Genomic DNA, 18,511 nt, shown 5'->3' on the forward strand with positions numbered 1-18,511 from the left:
TTACCTCCCCTCTTTTTTACCTTTATTAAGTCCCAGTCGGCCAAGGAGGCCATTGCCCTGGGCGACACCCTCTGCACCGATAAGCTCCGCGAAGAGGGTCTCTGAGAGGGTGACCCGGTTATAGTTCCTTGTGAGTTTTCCTCCCACGGCGATGGATATCTGCCCGGTCTCCTCAGAGACCACCACCACCACCGCGTCCGAGTTTTCGCTCATGCCTATGGCGGCCCGGTGCCGGGTGCCAAGCTCCGCCGAAACGCTGTCGCTGGCGGTAAGGGGCAGTATGCACCCGGCCGCGCACACCCGGCCGCCCCGGATTATCATGCCCCCGTCGTGCAGGGGGGCCTTATTGAAAAATATGTTCGCTATAAGCTGGCCCGAGGGACCCGCGTCCACCAGGGTGCCGGTGGAGATTATCTCCCCGAGCTTTGTCTGCCGCTCGAAGACGATAAGCGCCCCCATTCTCAGCTGCTGTAAAATGGCCGTGGCCTCCACGACCCCCTCTATAGCCGCCCGGGTCTCAGCGCCGTCCCGGCTCTTGCCCCCAAGGTTACTGGTGATGGACTGGACGGCCTTGCTGTGGCCCACCTGCTCCAGGGCCTTGCGTATCTCCGGCTGGAACAGTATCACCACCATTATGACGGTGGACTGCAAAAACGCCCTTAGTATGCTGTTTAACATCAGCAGGTCCCCGTAGAAGGACAGAAGGTACAGCGCCACCAGGAGGATTATACCCTTCACCAGCTGTCCGGCCCGGGTGTCCCGCACCAGCTTTATAAGCGCGTACAGCAGCAGGGTGACTATAGCCACGTCAATAGCGTCCTTAAATGAAAACCGCCTTAGAAGGTCCAGCACGGTCCCTCCCGTCCGGGTGACAGTGTCGATGAAGGTTCCCATATGTTCCAGTTCCTCGCTTCCTTGATTTATACCTTATCTATTCTATCACAACCTATGGTTAAAGAAAAGGCTTTTTTGTCAGAAGGGGCCTAAGTTTTACAGTTCTTTAATAAAGATGGGGCTGCAGCAGCAGCTACAGCCCCGGGGTTTGCATAGTTTACGATTAAACCCATTACATCTTTGAAACGGCCATGGCAAGGGCGTCCAGCTCCTGCCGTCTTGTGAACACGGACACCGAGGCCCGCACCGTGCCGTTTTCCTCTGTCCCGAATTTCTGGTGGGCGCAGGGGGCGCAGTGCAGCCCGCAGCGCACGGCAATGCCCCGCCCTGCCAGGCGCGCGCCCACCTCCTCGCTGGGAATATCCCCCACGTTGAAGGACACCACCGGCACATACCAGGGAGCCTTGGGCTCCGAGGTATAGAGCCTTACCTTTTTTATACCCGACAGCGCCCGGTGCAGGTAGGCCGCCTTGCCCATCTCCTCCCGGTAGATGTTCTCAGGCCCCTTCCCGGACACAAATCTTACCCCGGCCCATAGTCCTATGATCCCCGGCACGTTTATGGTCCCCGCCTCGTACCGCTCCGGCGGGTCGTCGGGCTGCAGAAGGCTTTTGGACTGGGTGCCCGTGCCGCCCTCTATCAGGGTCCCCAACTTGTCCCCGGGGTTCCGCAGTACCAGTATCCCAACGCCCATGGGGCCGTACAGCCCCTTATGCCCAGCGCAGCACAGATAGTCTATGCCGCTTTCCGTGATGTTTATAGGCACCACCCCGGCGGACTGGGCCGCGTCTACACATATCTTCGCGTCGTACTGGTGGCAGAGGGCGGCAAGACGCTCCACCGGCACACGGACCCCGAACACGTTTGAAGCCTGGGTACAGACCAAAAGCTTTGTCTTTGGGTTCATTGCCTGCCTGAAGGCGTCCAGGGTAGCGTCGTTGTCGCCGGGGACGACCTTCGCCACAGAGTAGGCGACGCCCTTCGATTTCAGCGCCTCCAGGGGCCGCATAACGGCGTTATGCTCCAGGTCCGAGACCACCACGTGGTCCCCGGCTGAAAGGGTCCCCTTTATCACCAGGTTCAGAGCTCCTGTACAGTTCGCCCCAAAGACCACGCATTCGGGCCCGGGGGCCCCGAACAGCGCGGCCACGTCCCTTCGGCACTGGTATACCGCCTGGCCCGTGAGCACGCTCATCGCGAACCCTCCCCGGCCCGGGTTCGCGCCGTAGCGCACCACCGCCTGGCCCATGGCCTGTACGACGCTTTGGGGCTTAGGGTAGGTGGTGGCTGAGTTGTCCAAATATATCATATTACCGTTCATAGGGCTGTCTCCTGTTCAAGGCGGCCCAATATCTTTATCCCGTTTTCGCTGAGTATCCGCTGTGCCTCCTCCGCGCCCCGGGGCACATATAACCCATAGCCGCAGCCGGAGGTATTGCTCGGGGGGATGCGTTCCACATAGGCCCGGAGACCCTGACGCAGGAGCAGGTCGCGGCCCTTCATTGCATAGGTGACGGAGCTCAGCAGGATAACAGGCTTGCCCATCATGATCACCTCAGTTTTTAATACTATAGCAAAGCCAGCCTTTGGGGGCTTTGCTATACGTTATCATATGCCGGGCCGGGCCGGGTGGTGACGGCTGGTCCAACAAAAAAGACCCCTGATTTATCAGGGGTCTTTTGCTATATAAACGGTGATTATGGTTTTTATTATATATTTAGATTACCCAATAAAGCATACCCCAAAGGGGAGTATTTACCTGCGGTCAAGATACGCGCAGCGTTCGGGGTAGACAAACCCATAAGTGTTGGTCCTATACGCCGCCCCCGCGGCGGCGGAATTGCCCTCGTTATAGTTGCCGAAGAAGAACATCTTGCATTCGGCCAGCCTGCGGTACACAAGCCCGGGCGTCACCGCGCCCCCGGCTATGTGCCAGAGCAGCAGCTCCGTGGCAAGGGAGGTGGAGTCGGCATAGGTAAGGTCCACCTGGCGGCTGCCGCTGAGCTTCACATACCCGGAGCCCACCCAGCCGGTCTTGCCGTTATAGCTGGTCTTATACCAGACCTCCTGCTTCATGTCGGTGCGGACCACCCGCACGTCAACGATTTTCAGGGAGGCCCCTCTGGGCACGGTGCCCAGCTTCCTGCTTGTGGAGGTGGTGAAGGCGTACAGTACGGCGGGGTTGTCGCTGGAGCCGGTGTTCACAACGCCCGATACCGGGTTGGAGGCCGAGGCGTTGGGCGGCGCCACCATGTTCAGTATCATGTTGGCGGCGTCGCTCTCATCCTGGCCTATATAGCCGGTGCCCACGTTGTATACCCAGCTTACCAGCGCGTCGAACTGTGCCTGGCTCATTTTGATATTGTGCTTTTTGCGGAAGTTCTCCACCGCCCGGGCGTAGACCCCCTCGTCAGCCTTCTCCACCAGCAGCGCGTAGGCCTCGGTGTCCGTAAGGTTATTGTAGAAGGTGTCGTTGGCGTGTGCCACCACATAGCCGCAGCCCACCGTGGGGTTCCCGGCCACCAGCCGGTCGTCCTCCACCTCGTGGACAACGCCCTCGAAGTTCTTTATCTCTCTCATGCCCAGGCTGCTGAGTCTGCGGGTCTCGCTTGTGGCCTCGGTATAGCTGACAGAGTTCTTCACCTGCACGGTGAATTCAGCGTATTCGCTGGAATAGGAGCCGCCCTTGCTGGAATAGGCCCTTATGGTATAGGTCCCGGCGTTATTAAAGGTCACGTTCTTTTTGAACACCTTGGTGCTGTTTGTGGGCAGGCCATGCTCCGACGCGTTGCTCTCCGAGGTATAGGAGGTAGTGGTATAGCTGCCGCTCTCCGGGCCCCCGGCGATATCGAAGCGCACCCCGTCCCTGCCGCTGTCGGTAATGGCGATAAGGTCAAAGCTCCTGCCCTTCTGTACAATGCTCTCAGAGGGATAGGCAAACCTTATCGGCTCCGCAGCCGTGACCGTCACCGTGCAGGTGCCCTTTTTGTTGCCCGCGCCGTCGGAGTATGTAAGCACTGCCGTGCCCGGGCTTCCCGCGTACACTATGGCGCTCTGTTTGGTGCCGCTGTAGTTGATGGTATAGCCAACTCTCGCCACACTGTCATTTGAGCTGGTCCACTTCATGGCCTTCACATTGCTGCCGGCAGTGGCGTCCAGGCGCGCGCTCATATACTGGCGCATACTAAGGCTGGAGGCGGACAGGGAGCCGCTCTGGGTGCCGCTGTTTCCGCCGGTATAGAGCTTAACATAGTCCCCAAGAACGAAGCCGGTGACGCCGCTCTGCGTCCTTATCCCCAGCCAGGGGGACTTGCTTATGTCGGTCACCGTGAGCAAAGTCCCGTTTGGTACGGCGGTGATAATAGCACCGTCCACCGGGGCCTTACGCACGTTCAGTCCGTTGTCCGAGTTGACCTGTACTATAGAACCCACCTGGATTCCGCCGGGCGCCGGCGGATCCGGCGGTGTGGGCGGGTCGGGCTGCTCCACGGGCTCGGCGGCCTCGGCTATCTCCTTAAAGGCCCAGTGGGACTTGGGCACGTCCGTAAACTTCTGTTTATCGCTGTTGGCGGCAAAACTGTCGTCCCGGCGCTCCAGGGCGCTGTTCATAATCCTGGCCACCTGGCAGCGCTGCAAATTGTCATCGGGCCCAAAGTTGCCGTTGCTGTAGCCGGCTATCCAGCCCTTCTGCTGTACAGCGGCTATGGCCTCATAGGCCCAGTGGGTATCGGGCACGTCGGGGAAGGAGGCGCTGCCCTTCTCCAGATCAAAGCACCTGCTGAGCACCACCACAAATTCCGCCCTGGTTATGGGCTCGCCGGGCCGGAACCTGCCGTCCGTGCCGGTCATCACATTAAGGGTGCTCATGGCCGCAATGGCCGGATAGGCCCAGTAGCGGCTGGAAACGTCGGAGAAGCTGGCGGAGGCGCCCTCCGGCTTTGTCTCCAGCAGGTTATACATGACCTGGGCCACCTCGGCCCGGGTTATAGTGGCGTTGGGCTTAAAGCGCCCGTCTGAAAAGCCGTTCATATACGGCTCGTGGCCGCCGGTCCTGAGCTTGGCAAGGGCCGCTCTGGGGGCCTGGGGAGCTATGTACTCTTCGTCGTCGGACTCCTCCGGGGCGGGTCCGTCGGCGTCCTCCTCTTCTTCATTCTCCTCTTCTTTGTCCTCCTCTTTCATTATCGGTTCCTCCGGCTCCTCCCCCGAGTGATCGGGCTGGGCTTCGCCGTTTTCCTGCTGCTGCCCGGTTATGGGTTCCGCTCCCTCTTCCGCCACAGCGTATATGGGGAGAACAGCCATCAGCACTGCCATAAACAAGGCTGTCAGCAGCTTCATCCATCGTATTCGCATATTGAAAATGTACCTCCAGAAAAAGTTGACCGGGTCGCAAGACCCCTGACAGGCTCAATTATAACAGAAAGGTTACAAAATTGCAATCTTTTTTGCCCAAATCCCAGGTTTTTCAAGGTATAACGGGGCTTGCGGGGGGTCGAAAACAGTCGAAAAGCAGGGGAAACCGGCGGGCATTTGGTAGCCCCGCCGGTTTTTGTCCACTACATATTACGATTTAATAAAAATGTAAGAAAATCTTGGAGAAAGCCGCGCCTTTTAGCACGTTTTTGCCCTTTTTTGGCCTATTCCCCGGCATAGTACGAGGTGGTCCCCGATACTCCGTCAAGGGCCCCGGGCCGCAGCTCACAGACCAGACAGCCGTCGGCATAGGCCCTGTTCCCGATGCCTTTTACGTGGTTTATACCGTATTTATATGAGGGCTCAAAGCCGAACCTTCCGTAAAGCTTCGGGTCCCCTCCCAGGAACACAGCGCTGTAACCCATGGTCCTTGCCCTGTCCAGCGCCACAAGGGACAGCTCCGGGATAAAGGTATCCTTTTCCCTTTCGCTCAGAAAATGGTCAAGGAGGATCTTCCCCGTGTCCGCCATATAATCACACCTTCGGCAGTCTGTCAAGGGACTTCCTGATGTCCTCGTCGGTTGGTATGGTATTCACCATCTCGCCCTTATGGAACTTCTCATAGGCCACCAGATCAAAGTACCCGGTGCCGGTAAGGCCAAAGAGTATGGTCTTCTCCTCGCCGGTTTCCTTGCACTTTAACGCCTCGTTCACGGCAGCTAAAATTGCGTGGCTGCTCTCCGGCGCGGGCAGGATGCCCTCTACCCTTGCAAACTCCTCGGCGGCCTTGAACACGTCGGTCTGCTTCACGGACACGGCCTCCATCAGGCCGTCGGCGTAAAGCTGGCTGAGGACTGAGCTCATGCCGTGGAAACGCAGGCCACCCGCGTGGTCGGCGCTGGGGATGAAGCTGCTGCCAAGGGTGTACATCTTGGCAAGGGGGCAGACCATGCCCGTGTCGCAGAAGTCATAGCGGTACTCGCCCCTCGTAAAGCTCGGGCAGCTGGCGGGCTCTACGGCTATGATGCGGTAGTCCCGTTCGCCACGGAGCTTCTCGCCCATAAAGGGGGAGATAAGTCCGCCCAGGTTGCTGCCGCCCCCGGCACAGCCGATTATCACGTCGGGCGTTATGCCGTACTTGTCCATGGCCGTCTTGGTCTCAAGGCCTATGACGGACTGGTGCAGCAGCACCTGGTTCAAAACGGAGCCCAGCACGTACCTGTAGCCCTCGGTAGAGGTGGCAACCTCCACCGCCTCGCTGATGGCGCAGCCCAGGGAGCCGCCGGTGCCGGGGAACTCCTCAAGTATCCTCCGTCCCACCTTGGTGGTATCGGAGGGGGAGGGGGTAACGTCCGCGCCGTAGACCTTCATGACCTCCCGCCTAAAGGGCTTCTGCTCATAGGAGCACTTTACCATGTACACCTTGCAGTCCAGCCCCAGGTAGGAGCAGGCCATACTGAGGGCCGTGCCCCACTGGCCCGCGCCGGTCTCGGTGGTCACGCCCTTGAGGCCCTGGTTCTTGGCGTAGTAGGCCTGGGCGATGGCGGAGTTCAGCTTGTGAGAGCCGGAGGTGTTGTTGCCCTCGAACTTATAGTATATCTTCGCCGGGGTCCCCAGCTTCTCCTCCAGGCAGTAGGCCCGCACCAGGGGGGAGGGGCGGTACATCTTGTAGAAGTCCCTTATCTCCGTGGGTATCTCAAAGTACGGGGTGTCGTTGTCCAGCTCCTGTTTTACCAGCTCCTCACAGAACACCCCGGAAAGTTCCTCCGCCGTCATGGGCTGCAAGGTGCCAGGGTTCAGAAGGGGCGCGGGCTTATTCTTCATGTCCGCCCGCAGGTTGTACCAGGACTTGGGCATCTCGCTTTCCTCCAGATAGATCTTGTAGGGGATCTTGTTTTCGCTCATTTTACTTCATCCTTTCGATGGTATTGTGTCCGGGACACAAAAAAACTGTCCCGGCAATAGTTTGCTGGGACAGGGAAAATTCCTGCGGTGCCACCCGGCTTGACGCTCAAAAACAGAACGCCCTCTCCTTGCGCACGATATCTATGCGCCGCCCTTTATAACGGAGCGCCCCTCCGTCTCGCCTACTAAAGCTGTTCAGCTCCTTCTAAAAGCCGTCCCGCTCTTTCGGTTCGCCCTCGAAAGCCCATTCAGCCTGCCTGACATTCCCGCAGCGCTTCCACCTTTGCGCCGCTCTCTGTAGGGTGTCCAAAGCCGCCTACTCACACTTTCTCATCGGTTTGTCATATTTTATCACAGTGAAGCGGGATTGTCAAGGGGAAATCGAAAATTTCTTCTTTGGCACTTGTACTTGTACAGAAATTAGGCTATAATATTATTAATATATATCACGCTTACAGAGGTGTTTAAGTATGGTGGGTATGATAAGCCCGGTCTCAAGGTCAATGCCTATGGGAAATGTGTCAAGCATATACAACTACCGCCTGGTCAGCCGCGCCCAGCGTCAGGCCATGCCCGAAACCCCCGTCACCCCGGTGCGCCCCGCGCCACCGGTCTATTCCGAGGCGGGGGGCAGGGTAACCCTGCCCTGGCAGGACACGGTCCCGGGCACGGTGCTGCCACAGGCCTACCCCGCCGAGCAGGCCGCGCGTATGCGGGTGCAGTACCCAGGGGAGAAGGTGGTGGAGTTCCCCGGCAGCGGCAATATAGGGGAGGAGGGGGAACTGGAGCTCCCGGGCCTGGGCGCGGACAGCGCGCAAAAGGCCGCAGAGGAGGGCGAGTGCCAGACCTGCAAGGAGCGCAAGTATCAGGACGGCTCCGACGACTCCAGCGTTTCCTACCAGACCCCCACCCATATCGACGCGGACTACGCCCCCGCCGCCGTGCGCGGTCACGAGCTGGAGCACGTGGCCCACGAGCAGGCAAAGGCCCAGAGGGAGGACCGCAAGGTGGTCAGTCAGACGGTGGCCCTGCACACGGACATCTGCCCCGAGTGCGGGCGGGTATACGTCTCCGGCGGCACGACCCGCACGGTGACGAAGGCTGACAATACCGAGGCCCCGGCCCGGGAGGAACAGGACGGAGCCGAAAAGTAAGCAAAAGTAAACACAAGCCTTGAGGCACACTCCGTAAGGGAAGTGCTCCAAGGCTTGTGTTTTACTAACCTCCAAGGCCCGCTATAATGCTAATAGTTTGTCGAGTTCACATAATAGCGCTTTTTTCATTTTGTCGAGCTCCTCCTCTGAGGGCCTTGCCTCGGGCGAGTTCATTTTTTCTATCGGATACCACCATACGGGACCAGATTTTTTCCCGCACTCATAACCTTCAAGATCACCGTTATACCTTGGAAAGAGATGCCAGTGAAGATGGGAGTCCCCGTTTCCGAGAAGCTCACAGTTCATTTTATTCGCACCAAAAGCCCTATATACGGCCTCCGTTACAATCGACATTTCTTCTAAGAATTTTAACTTATAATCTTTGTCAAGATGGAACAGCTCTGTTCTATGCTGTTTGCATAAAAACAAAGTATATCCCTTGAAATGCTGAAAATCACCCACAACCACATAACCGGTTTCAAGCTCTTTGACAAAATAAGGATTATTTCCTTTTTTAATCATTTCAATTCTATCACAGATCAGACACATAAATAGAGTCCCGCCGTTTCTACAAAATAAAGCTATAAGAAAAACTGCTTTTTTATGCAGTACCTTTCCTTCGCTTTTTTCATGCTTAGGCCTTTTCAGCTTTCCTTCTCCCCGGCAGCTGCGCCAGCACCACCCCGGCAAAGACCAGCCCGCAGCCTATAAGCTCACGGGTGGAAAGGGGCTGTGACAGTATCAGCCAGCCGGATATGGCGGCAAAGACCGACTCAAGGCTCATGATAAGCGACGCCACCGCCGGGTTAAGCCCCGCCTGACCCACGATCTGTAGGGTGTAGGCCACGCCGCTGGAGAGTATGCCCACGTATAGCAGCGGGCCCCAGGAGGCCAGAAGGCCGCTTAAAGTAAAGCTGTCACGCTCCAGTATGACGGCGAATATCACCGACACGATGCCGGCCACAAGGAACTGTATGCACGAGAGCTGCACGCCGTCCACCTTGGGGGAGACGCGGTCTATCACCATGATGTGCAGAGAGAATATTACCGAGCATATGAGCACAAGTATCTCCCCGATTCCTATGGAGAAACCCTCGCCGCCGCCCGCTACACTTAGAAGGTAGGCTCCTATAAGGGCAAGGACTACGGCGGCCCAGATTTTGCCGCCTGCCTTGCGGCCTAGGAAAATTCCAAGGACAGGAACTATTACGATGTATAGGGAGGTTAGGAAGCCGGCCTTGCCGGCAGTTGTGTACTGCAGGCTGGCCTGTTGGAGCAGGCTTGCGCCTGCCAGCAGTATGCCGCACGCGGCTCCGCCGCGCCACAAGGTCGCAGGGCTCTGCCCCGCACCCTGGCAGGTGCCTAACGCACCTGCACCGCGTCCTGCTTCGCGCAGCTTCTTTCCCGCGGCTATCACCGGCAGCAGCACAAGGCACCCCACAAAGCTCCTGGCTCCGTTAAAGGCACAGGGACCAATATGCTCCATACCCAGGCTCTGCGCCACAAAAGCCGTGCCCCATATGAACGCCGCCAGGGCCAGCATACCCCCATGTGTCAAATTACGTCTGTCCATCCGCACTCTCCCTCGTCAGATTCTTCATCCAGTTAAAGCGGTTAATCTTCACTACCGCCACAAAGCACTTGAGTATCTGGTCGCATTTTAACGCCGCGAAGACCACCCACGCCGGGGCAGCCAGCCACTGGCATATGATGGCCGACGGCAGCACCACCAGGAACACGAAGATGGTGTCGTTCTTAAACACGAAACTGATATCCCCCCCGGACTTTACCAGCCCGAACAGGCACGCCGCCTGATAGCAGGTGCCGATTATGGTGACGGATATCACGTTGATGAACTCCCTCGAGTAGGAGAGGGCTTCTGGGGTCACGTCGTACAAGCCCACGAAGCCGTCCCGGGCCAGGAACACTATCCCCCCGGAGAGCACCCCCACCAAAAGGAAGATGACCTGCACTGTGCGCGCGTACTCCTTCATTGTCTCGTACTTTCCGGCGCCCACGGTCTTGCCGGTGATGACCCCCACCGCCGAGCTCAAGCCGTTCATCCATACATAGATAAGGTTATGGAGCATACCGGTGATGCTCACCGCGGCCATGACCCCCGCGCTGTAAACGCCCATTATCTTGGTATTGGCCAGCATGTTCACCGACCAGACCACCTGCCCCCCGATTATGGGCAGACCGTACTTTATAAAGTCCCGCAGGAGCTGCCTGTCCGTGTGCAGGAGGTCCCTGACAGATAGCCTGAGCTTCTTGTCGGCAAAGAACACATACCCCACGCTGACGCTCATCTCCAGCACCCGGGAGATAAGCGTGGCTATGGCCGCGCCCTTCACCCCCAGGGCAGGTAAGCCCAGCTTGCCGAAGATAAGTATATAGTTGAGTCCCACGTTAACTATAAGGGCCATTATGGATATGTAAAGCCCTATCTTGGCCGTTTCCACGCTGCGCATGGAGGCTATCATCACCTGGGACACGCTGAAGAACAGGTACGTAAAGCCCACTATCTGTAAATACACAGTGCCCTCGGCTATGACCCCGGGCTCCTTGGTGAAAAGGCCGATGATAGGCCCCGGGAACAGCACCGTCACAAGGCTGAACACAGCCCCCACCATCGCCGCCAGCTTCACGCCGATGCTCACCACACGGCGTATGCTCTCGGTGTCCTTCTTGCCCCAATACTGGGCGGCAAGTATCAGGATGGCTCCCTCAACGCCGCCGATGAACATCTGCACCACTGTCTGCACCTGGCCGCCCACATACACCCCGGAGATGGCGTTGTCACCCAGCCGCCCTATCATCAGGTTGTCCGCGAACCCCACCGCGAAGGTGATAAGGTTCTGTAAGGATATGGGTATTGCCAACGCTATCAGCGTCCTGTAAAAGGAACGGTCCCTTGTAAAAACCCTCATCCATTACCTCTCTTATATCTCAGCCCTCGCTGCCGGCGCTGTCATCACTGCTGGTACTGCTGTCGCTGCTGGTACTATTATCGCTGTTATTTTCGTTGGGCCCGCCGGTGGGCGCGTTCTGGGTGGCTAAGGATTTGCCGTCCTTGTCCTTTGCCAGGGTAGAGTACAGCCTTTTAAGGGTGTCTGCGTCCGCCACGCCCGTCTGCTCCAGGCCATTCACCCGCTGGAACTCCTTGACGCACTCGGTGGTGTGGTCCCCGTAGTAGCCGTCATACTCCGCGTCCAGGAACCCCAGCTCCTCCAGGCGCTCCTGCATCTTGTACACGTCCTCGCTCTGGTCCTCCGGGTTCAGCTGCTCATACGCCGGGGCGCTGCTGCCGCCCTGGGGCTCCGCGCTTGCAAGGGCAGAGCTCACAGTATCCTCTATCTTGCTGGTGGGGTCGGTGTTCTCCCCGATGGAGCTCTCCTCCAACAGCTCCGGATACGCGCCGCCGCTTATAGCCAGCGCGGCGGTGACCACCGTGCGGCCCTGCCACTCCATGACGCTGGGCTCGAGCTCAATAACATTGCCCTCGCGCACGGCCATCAGGTTATTGTACCTGCTGTCGCTTTTGAGTTCCTCCATAAGCCCCGGACGGCAGAAGATGACGCTGGGGTTGGAGACCCGCAGGTCGTCCTCGCCGTACTGGCCGCCGGAGAGGCTGCTGAAGATATTTGTCACTCCGGAGTAGGTCATGATGGTGGTGCCCAGCATATCCCCCGTGACGGCGGAGCCGTTCAGGTCATAGAGGTAGCACCCGGTGGTAACGGTGTCCTTCTGGGGTATCAGGCGGTTTATATCATCCAGGGTCCTAAAAACGCTCTGGGCGCAGTCGATGCCCTGGTCATACCCGGGACCGCCGCCGTTTAGGGCCGAGGACACCTGGGAATACAGCCGCTCGAAGTCCTCACGGTTCACGGCGGGGGCTATGTTCAAAACCGTAAGCCCCTCGGCCCTCAGGGCCTGCTCCGCCCCGGCGCAGGCAGGGTCCACCAGTACCAGGTCCGGGCCAAGGGCGGCAATGGCCGAAGCGTCCCCGGCGTCCACCTTCTGGAGCTTTCCCAGGGCCTCCTGGGTGCAGCCCTGGGCCCCCGCCAGAAGCTGTGTCTCACAGTCCAGGGCCAGCACCACGTCCGCAAGGCTGGGGGAGAGCACCACCACCTTCTGAGGCTTGGCGCTTATGGTAACTCCGTTTATCTCCACAGGGAACTCGCCCACCGGCGTGCCGGAGACCAGGTCCCCCACGTTGGAGCAGCCCGCCATGCACATAAGGCACAGAGAGATGCAAAGTACGGCCGCGAAAAGTTTTTTAACCATCATATACGTTCCTCGCTCACTTTCAGAATTGGCAATATACACAGACATTATAACAAATGCACCGGCTTTATGCAAGTCTTATGGGGAAATTTGGGGAAAGATAGGGGGCCGCCTCTAAAAAGGCGGCCCCTCTTTTCCTATTTCAGCTTCTCCTTCACCTTCTCCGGCAGGGCTTCGTACTCAACCTCCTCCCAACTGTGCACGCCCAGGGACCTGACCTCCAGGGAGAGGTAAGCGCCCTCCCTCAGCTCCCGGTCCGTTTTGAACTTCAGCTCGCGCTTTTTCCCGCTTTCGTCGCAGCAGTCCAGACTGTACTCGAACTTCATCTCCTCGTCCGCCCGGACATTGAGCTCCTTCACCCTGCTGTTGTCCACCTTTGTGTAGAAGAACTCGTTATAGTTCTCCATGTGGTTCAAGAGGACAAACGCGCCCGCCGCCAGGACCAGGATCAGCAGTACCACTGCGAGTATTTTTACTTTCATAGCTTTCCCTTTCTGTGAAATGTATTTGGTCTAGCTATAATATTATAGCCACGGCCCCTCCCGCCGTCCATCGATTTCCCTTACATTTTGCGCCCGAAGCTTACGGTTTTGTAAGGCCGGGCCGTCTCTCCTCCGCATATCCCTTGCTTTTTCCAAAGGGTTATGTTATAATGGACGAAATTTTATTGTAAAGGTGTTGGTTTTCTCCTCTATGGACAGTCACAGTACCACGCTCATACTCGTTCTGATAGTGCTGATTTTTGGCTCGGCCTACTTTTCAGCCACCGAAACGGCTTTCTCGTCTTTGAACCGCATACGGCTGAAGAACCTTATGAACGCCGGAAACAAACGGGCGAAGCTGGCCTATGAGCTCTCCGAGAACTATGACGAGCTGCTCTCCACAATTTTGGTGGGAAATAACCTGGTGAACATTGCCAGCACCACCATCTCCACCCTCCTCTTCGTAAAGGCCCTGGGGGACGCCAGCGGGCCCACGGTGTCCACCATCGTTATGACCCTGGTGGTGCTTATCTTCGGCGAGATATCACCCAAGAGTATGGCGAAGGAGAACGCTGAGAGCTTCGCCATGATATCGGCGCCCATTATCCGGGCGCTGATGGTGGCGCTCAAGCCGGTGAACTTCCTGTTTACCCAGCTGAAAAAGGGCCTTTCAAGGCTGGTGCGCCCGGCCCCGGACAGGGGGGTCACCGACGACGAGCTCCTGACCCTTGTGGAGGAGGCGGAGCAGGACGGCGGCATTGACAAGAGCGAGAGCGCCATGCTGCGCAACGTCATCGAGTTCGACGATATCCAGGCCATCGAGATAATGACACCCCGGGTGGACGTGGAGGCCCTGCCCCGGGATGCGGGCCCCGACCAGGCGGCTCTCACCTTCCGGGAGACCGGCTATTCCCGGCTGCCGGTGTACGACGACACCATCGACAGCATAATCGGCGTGATACACGAGAAGGACTTTTTCTCCCGGATATGGGTCAACGAGCGGGACCTGACGTCTATATTGAAGCCCGCAGAGTTTATCCCGCCCTCCATGAAGATATCGGACCTTCTGCGCCTTTTGCAGCAGAAGAAGCAGCATATGGCGGTGATAGTGGACGAATTCGGCGGCACAGAGGGCATCGTCACCCTTGAGGACGTGATAGAGGAGCTGGTGGGGGAGATATGGGACGAGCACGACGACGTGGAGCAGGAGGGCATCCTACCCATCGGGGAGGGCTTCTACCGGGTCTACGGCTCGGCAGATACCGACGACCTGTTCCAGGTGCTGCACCTGGACTGCGAGACAGAGGCCTCCACTGTCAACGGATGGCTGGCCGAGCAGCTGGACCGCATACCCCAGGCGGGCGACAGCCTCCAGTATGAGAACATACACTTCCTTGTGACCAAGGCCGGGGGAAACCGGGCGGAGGAAATCAGGGTGAAGGTCATACCCCGGCACCAGGGCGAGGATAAGTAGGGGGCCCATCTAGCCGATTGAATATAGAAATTAAAAGAGGCCGCTGCGGAGTTATGCTCCACGGCGGCCTCTTTACTGCCAATACGGAAATGTGAAATATTTGTAACTCAAAGACCGCCCGCCTTCACTTCTCAAACGCGTCTGCTATATCGTCCGTAGCGGGGTTGTCTATCAGTGCCCCGTCCTGCCCAAAGCGGGAGCCGTGGCACGGGCAGTCCCAGCTGTGCTCCGCTGCGTTGTACTTTAGGGCGCAGCCCATATGCGGACAGCGGGGTACGGTGGGGGTCAGCAGGCTGACGGCGGCCTCAAACCCATTGACTGCCAGCTGGGGGCGGAGCGCACGCCGGGAGGGCCTAAACACCTGGGCATATTCGTTTGCTCTGCCCAGCACGAGGTCCCTTAACAGTGTGGCCGCTGCCATGGAGGAGGTCATCCCCCATTTGTTGAACCCGGTCGCCGTGTAAAGGTCTGGGGTGCCCTTTGCGTACTGTCCGATATAGGGAACGCCGTCCAGGCTCATGCAGTCCTGGGTGGCCCAGCGGGCGGTGCTCCTCGTGCCGGGATAGTGTCTCCGGGCAAAGGACTCTAATTCCTGCCAGCCGCCGGGTTTGCCGGTGCGGTGGCTGCCGCCCCCCAAAAGCAGGGCCCCGCCGTAATTACGGAACGACAGGCCCTGGGGCTGCTCGTCTATATACATCCCGCCCAGGTCCGGCGCGCCCTCAAGGGCCAGCACGTAGGAACGCTGCTGGTATAGTTTAAGGAAATACCCCCCGTGCTTATTCAGTATGGGGAAGTGGGTGGCGATAATGATTTTATCAGCCGAAACAGTACCGCCTGTGGTGACGGCTTTGCCCGGACCCAGCTCCAGTACCTTGGTGTGCTCAAAAATCCGCAGGCCCCGGACAAGGGAGCCGATAAATTTCAGAGGATGGAACTGGGCCTGCCCGGGGAACCGCACAGCCCCCGCAACAGAAAAGGGCAGGGGCAGCCGCTCCTCAAAAACCGCCGGGAACCCCAAACGCTCCAGCGCGGCAATTTCCCGCTCTATCTTGCGCCGGTCCGTCAAGGAGTAGACAAAAGCGTCCTTTTCCTCAAAGTCACAGTCTATATTCCTGCAAAGCTCCCGAAACCGGGCCAAAGCCTCCTGGTTGGCCCTCAGATACAGCCGGGCGGTCTCAAGGCCAAAGCTTTTTATAAGCTTGTCATATATCAGCCCGTGCTGGGACGTAATTTTGGCCGTTGTATTTTTTGTAATGCCGCCGCATATCCTGCCGGCCTCCACCAGCGCATAATCCACCCCGGCCCCGGCCAGATAATATGCGCACAGTACCCCGGCCATCCCTCCGCCGATAATCAGCACATCTGTGCGAAGCTCCTTATTCAAGGGCTCGAATTGTGGCAGTCCGGAGGTCTTTGCCCAAAGTGAATCCATATCCTCACCTCATAAATAGGTTAAAGCTAATCTACTATAGGATACCAGTTTATTTGGGAATTATGTACAGAGGGAGGACCTGGAGGGCCGTGTTCGTTTTAAGAGAGCATTTTTCATAAACACCACCGCAAAAAAGCGCTTGCATATGCCCGATAAACCAGATACAATAAACTCAAATCCGGTAGGTTTTCCTGCACATACTCAGGAGGTATGTATAATGAATTATAAGCTTTCACTGCTAGACACCCACGCAAAAAATTTATATCCGCTGGGGGACGATTTCTCCGGCAAAAGCCCGCAGGGCACCACTCTCTCCGTCAACAACTACTACATGGAGCAAGACGGCCGGCCCTTCTTCGGCGTGAGCGGTGAGTTCCACTTCAGCCGCATGGAGCCGGCGCGCTGGGAGGACGAGCTCATCAAGATGAAGCTGGGCGGCGTGAACATCGTGGCCACCTATATTTTCTGGAACCACCACGAGGAGACGGAGGGCAGCTTCGACTTTACCGGGCGGCGGGACCTGCGGCGGTTCGTGGAGCTCTGCCGCAAGCACGGGCTGTACGTGATCCTGCGCTCGGGGCCCTTTGACCACGGGGAGGTGCGCAACGGCGGCCTGCCTGATTGGCTCTATGGCAAGCCTTTTGAGGTGCGCAGGCTGAGCCCGGGCTTCCTTGCCTGTGTGCAGCGGCTATACACGGAGGTCGCCGGGCAGGTGAAGGGACTGTTCTTCGGGGACGGCGGGCCGATAATCGGGGTGCAGATAGACAACGAGTACATGGCCTCCTCTGCGCCCTGGGAGATGACCACGGGCATCTCCAACGAGTGGGCCTTTGGCGGCGACGAGGGTGAGGCTTATCTGCTCCGGCTCAAGGAGCTTGCCCGGGAGTGCGGCCTGCGCCCGGTGTTCTATACCTGCACCGGCTGGGGGAACGCCCCCGCCCCGGACTCCATGCTGCCCCTCTGGGGCGGCTACGCCTACAGGCCCTGGCTGTTCTACTCCCACAAGGGCGAGCACCCGGCAACGGAACAGTATGTCTATCAGGACTACCATAAAAACGGCATAGTATGCACCGATGACTTCCGGCCCAAATACAAGCCTGAGACCCGCCCATACGCCTGCTGCGAGATGGGCGGCGGGATGATGTGCAGCTATAATTACCGCTTCCAGCTTCCTTACAAGTCGGTGGATGCCATGGCCAACGTGAAGCTGGGCTCGGGCTGTAACTTTCTGGGGTACTATATGTACCAGGGAGGCAGCAATCCCATTGGAAAAAACGGTCAGTACCTCAACGAGAGCCAAGTGTGCAAAATTTCCTACGACTACCAGGCTGTCTTAGGGGAGTTCGGTCAGGTTCGGGAGTCCTATAAGCGCACAAAGCTGCTGCACTACTTTGTGCGCTCCTTTGCCAGGGAGCTCTGCAGCCTGCCCACAGTCCTGCCGGAGGGGGCCTCCAGTATTGACCCCAACGATACGGACACCCTGCGCTTCGCCGTGCGCACGGATGGACGGCGGGGCTTCCTTTTCGTGAACAATTTTCAAGACCACTGCACTACCCATGACCGCATAGAGGAGACAGTCACCCTTGAGATGGAGGGTGGCCCCCTTACCTTCAGCTTCGGCATAGCGGCGGAGGAGAACTGTATTTTGCCCTTCCATATGGACCTGGACGGCATAAAGCTAGTGCAGGCCAACGCCCAGCCCATCACGCGCATTGAACGTGATGGCGGGGGCGTGTATGTGTTTCTTGTGCCCAAGGGCATGAAGGGTGAGTTTGTCTTCGCGGAGGGGGCCGAAGTGGACGGGAGCAATATTTTTATATGCCCGGACGGCCTGACCGCCGAGGAGTTCGCCGTTACCCAGGGTGAAAAGCAGGCGAAGGTGCTGGTGCTGAGCCGGGATATGGCTGAGCAGATGTATATTGTGGACAGCGGGCGGCTGGTGTTTACCACAGAGGCCCTGCTGGAGGACGAAACCGGCCTGCGCCTGGAGACCATGGAGCCGGAGAACACTGTCTATTGCTACCCGGCGGACAGTCTTGGGGGAGAGCACACGGTGCAGGGGCCTCTGGGCGAGTACCGTTTTGTCACAGAAAACTGGCAGGAGGGGGCGGTCACAGTGGAGCAGGCGGGCCCCAGCAGGTATACTCTGAAGCTGCCAGAAAACCTCATGGGTGGTGCGAAGGACGTGCTGCTGAAAATAGAATATGCCGGGGACATTGCCCACGCCTTTTTGAACAGCCGGATGATAAGCGACAATTTTCACAATGGCGCGCCTTGGGAGATTGGCTTGCGGGAGCTTGCCGGGGAGCTGAGGGAGGAGCCTATGGTTATTGCCATAACCCCGCTGAAGGAGGGGGCTAACGTGAAGGTGGAGTCGCCTATGGCTGGGCGGCTGGAGGAGATCGGAAAGAGCGTGGCGGGTCTGCACAGAGCGGAGCTCTGCCCGGTGTATGAGATAGGCTTGGGGAGGTAA

At 58.2% G+C, this 18,511-nt stretch carries 15 protein-coding genes; 3 read left to right on the forward strand and 12 right to left on the reverse strand.

The window, feature by feature from the left end; translation table 11 throughout:
• From cdaA to ADH66_RS02780, 6 genes are all read right to left on the reverse strand, one after another.
• Complete coding sequence (gene cdaA / locus ADH66_RS02755) at positions 1 to 894, reverse strand: diadenylate cyclase CdaA (protein ID WP_066535953.1); 894 nt, start codon at positions 892 to 894, stop codon at positions 1 to 3.
• Positions 895 to 1,066: 172 nt separating this feature from the next.
• Positions 1,067 to 2,215: an aminotransferase class V-fold PLP-dependent enzyme gene (locus ADH66_RS02760; protein ID WP_236757165.1), complete on the reverse strand. Its 1,149-nt coding sequence runs from the start codon at positions 2,213 to 2,215 to the stop codon at positions 1,067 to 1,069.
• The gene (locus tag ADH66_RS02765; RefSeq protein WP_236757166.1) at positions 2,212 to 2,442 is read right to left on the reverse strand and encodes a DUF3343 domain-containing protein; all 231 of its coding nucleotides are present in this window, start codon (positions 2,440 to 2,442) and stop codon (positions 2,212 to 2,214) included. Before ADH66_RS02765 ends, ADH66_RS02760 begins: the two co-directional genes overlap by 4 nt.
• Before the next feature lie 207 nt (positions 2,443 to 2,649).
• A complete protein-coding gene (locus tag ADH66_RS02770) occupies positions 2,650 to 5,244 on the reverse strand; it encodes an S-layer homology domain-containing protein (protein WP_084384273.1) in 2,595 nt (864 codons plus the stop codon).
• 284 nt (positions 5,245 to 5,528) lie between these two features.
• Complete coding sequence (locus ADH66_RS02775) at positions 5,529 to 5,834, reverse strand: hypothetical protein (protein WP_066535947.1); 306 nt, start codon at positions 5,832 to 5,834, stop codon at positions 5,529 to 5,531.
• A 4-nt stretch (positions 5,835 to 5,838) separates the two neighbouring features.
• Complete coding sequence (locus tag ADH66_RS02780) at positions 5,839 to 7,209, reverse strand: TrpB-like pyridoxal phosphate-dependent enzyme (RefSeq protein WP_066535941.1); 1,371 nt, start codon at positions 7,207 to 7,209, stop codon at positions 5,839 to 5,841.
• Positions 7,210 to 7,727: 518 nt separating this feature from the next.
• Between ADH66_RS02780 and ADH66_RS02785 the strand changes: the two genes are divergently transcribed.
• On the forward strand, positions 7,728 to 8,363 hold the full coding sequence (locus tag ADH66_RS02785; protein WP_207653024.1) for a hypothetical protein: 636 nt from the start codon (positions 7,728 to 7,730) through the stop codon (positions 8,361 to 8,363).
• A gap of 81 nt (positions 8,364 to 8,444) precedes the next feature.
• Here ADH66_RS02785 and ADH66_RS02790 read toward each other — a convergent pair whose 3' ends face one another.
• The 5 genes from ADH66_RS02790 to ADH66_RS02810 form a co-directional block, all read right to left on the reverse strand.
• The gene (locus tag ADH66_RS02790) at positions 8,445 to 8,885 is read right to left on the reverse strand and encodes an HIT family protein (protein WP_407922907.1); all 441 of its coding nucleotides are present in this window, start codon (positions 8,883 to 8,885) and stop codon (positions 8,445 to 8,447) included.
• A gap of 112 nt (positions 8,886 to 8,997) precedes the next feature.
• Positions 8,998 to 9,936, reverse strand: a complete 939-nt coding sequence (locus ADH66_RS02795) for a DMT family transporter (protein ID WP_066535931.1) — start codon at positions 9,934 to 9,936, stop codon at positions 8,998 to 9,000.
• Complete coding sequence (locus tag ADH66_RS02800) at positions 9,923 to 11,293, reverse strand: MATE family efflux transporter (RefSeq protein WP_066535929.1); 1,371 nt, start codon at positions 11,291 to 11,293, stop codon at positions 9,923 to 9,925. Before ADH66_RS02800 ends, ADH66_RS02795 begins: the two co-directional genes overlap by 14 nt.
• A gap of 19 nt (positions 11,294 to 11,312) precedes the next feature.
• Positions 11,313 to 12,653, reverse strand: a complete 1,341-nt coding sequence (locus ADH66_RS02805; RefSeq protein WP_157767184.1) for a peptidoglycan-binding protein — start codon at positions 12,651 to 12,653, stop codon at positions 11,313 to 11,315.
• Between the two features lie 134 nt (positions 12,654 to 12,787).
• The gene (locus ADH66_RS02810; RefSeq protein ID WP_066535924.1) at positions 12,788 to 13,132 is read right to left on the reverse strand and encodes a YxeA family protein; all 345 of its coding nucleotides are present in this window, start codon (positions 13,130 to 13,132) and stop codon (positions 12,788 to 12,790) included.
• A 211-nt stretch (positions 13,133 to 13,343) separates the two neighbouring features.
• On the opposite strand from ADH66_RS02810, the gene ADH66_RS02815 reads away from it, so the two are divergent.
• Positions 13,344 to 14,606 carry an HlyC/CorC family transporter gene (locus ADH66_RS02815; RefSeq protein ID WP_066535922.1) on the forward strand — a complete coding sequence of 421 codons (1,263 nt, stop codon included), beginning with the start codon at positions 13,344 to 13,346 and terminating at the stop codon, positions 14,604 to 14,606.
• A gap of 124 nt (positions 14,607 to 14,730) precedes the next feature.
• Here ADH66_RS02815 and ADH66_RS02820 read toward each other — a convergent pair whose 3' ends face one another.
• Entirely contained in the window at positions 14,731 to 16,038 is a 1,308-nt protein-coding gene (locus ADH66_RS02820; RefSeq protein ID WP_066535920.1) for an FAD-dependent oxidoreductase, read from the reverse strand.
• Between the two features lie 217 nt (positions 16,039 to 16,255).
• On the opposite strand from ADH66_RS02820, the gene ADH66_RS02825 reads away from it, so the two are divergent.
• Entirely contained in the window at positions 16,256 to 18,511 is a 2,256-nt protein-coding gene (locus ADH66_RS02825) for a beta-galactosidase (protein ID WP_066535918.1), read from the forward strand.

The organism is Acutalibacter muris (assembly GCF_002201475.1).
GTDB lineage: Bacteria > Bacillota > Clostridia > Oscillospirales > Acutalibacteraceae > Acutalibacter > Acutalibacter muris.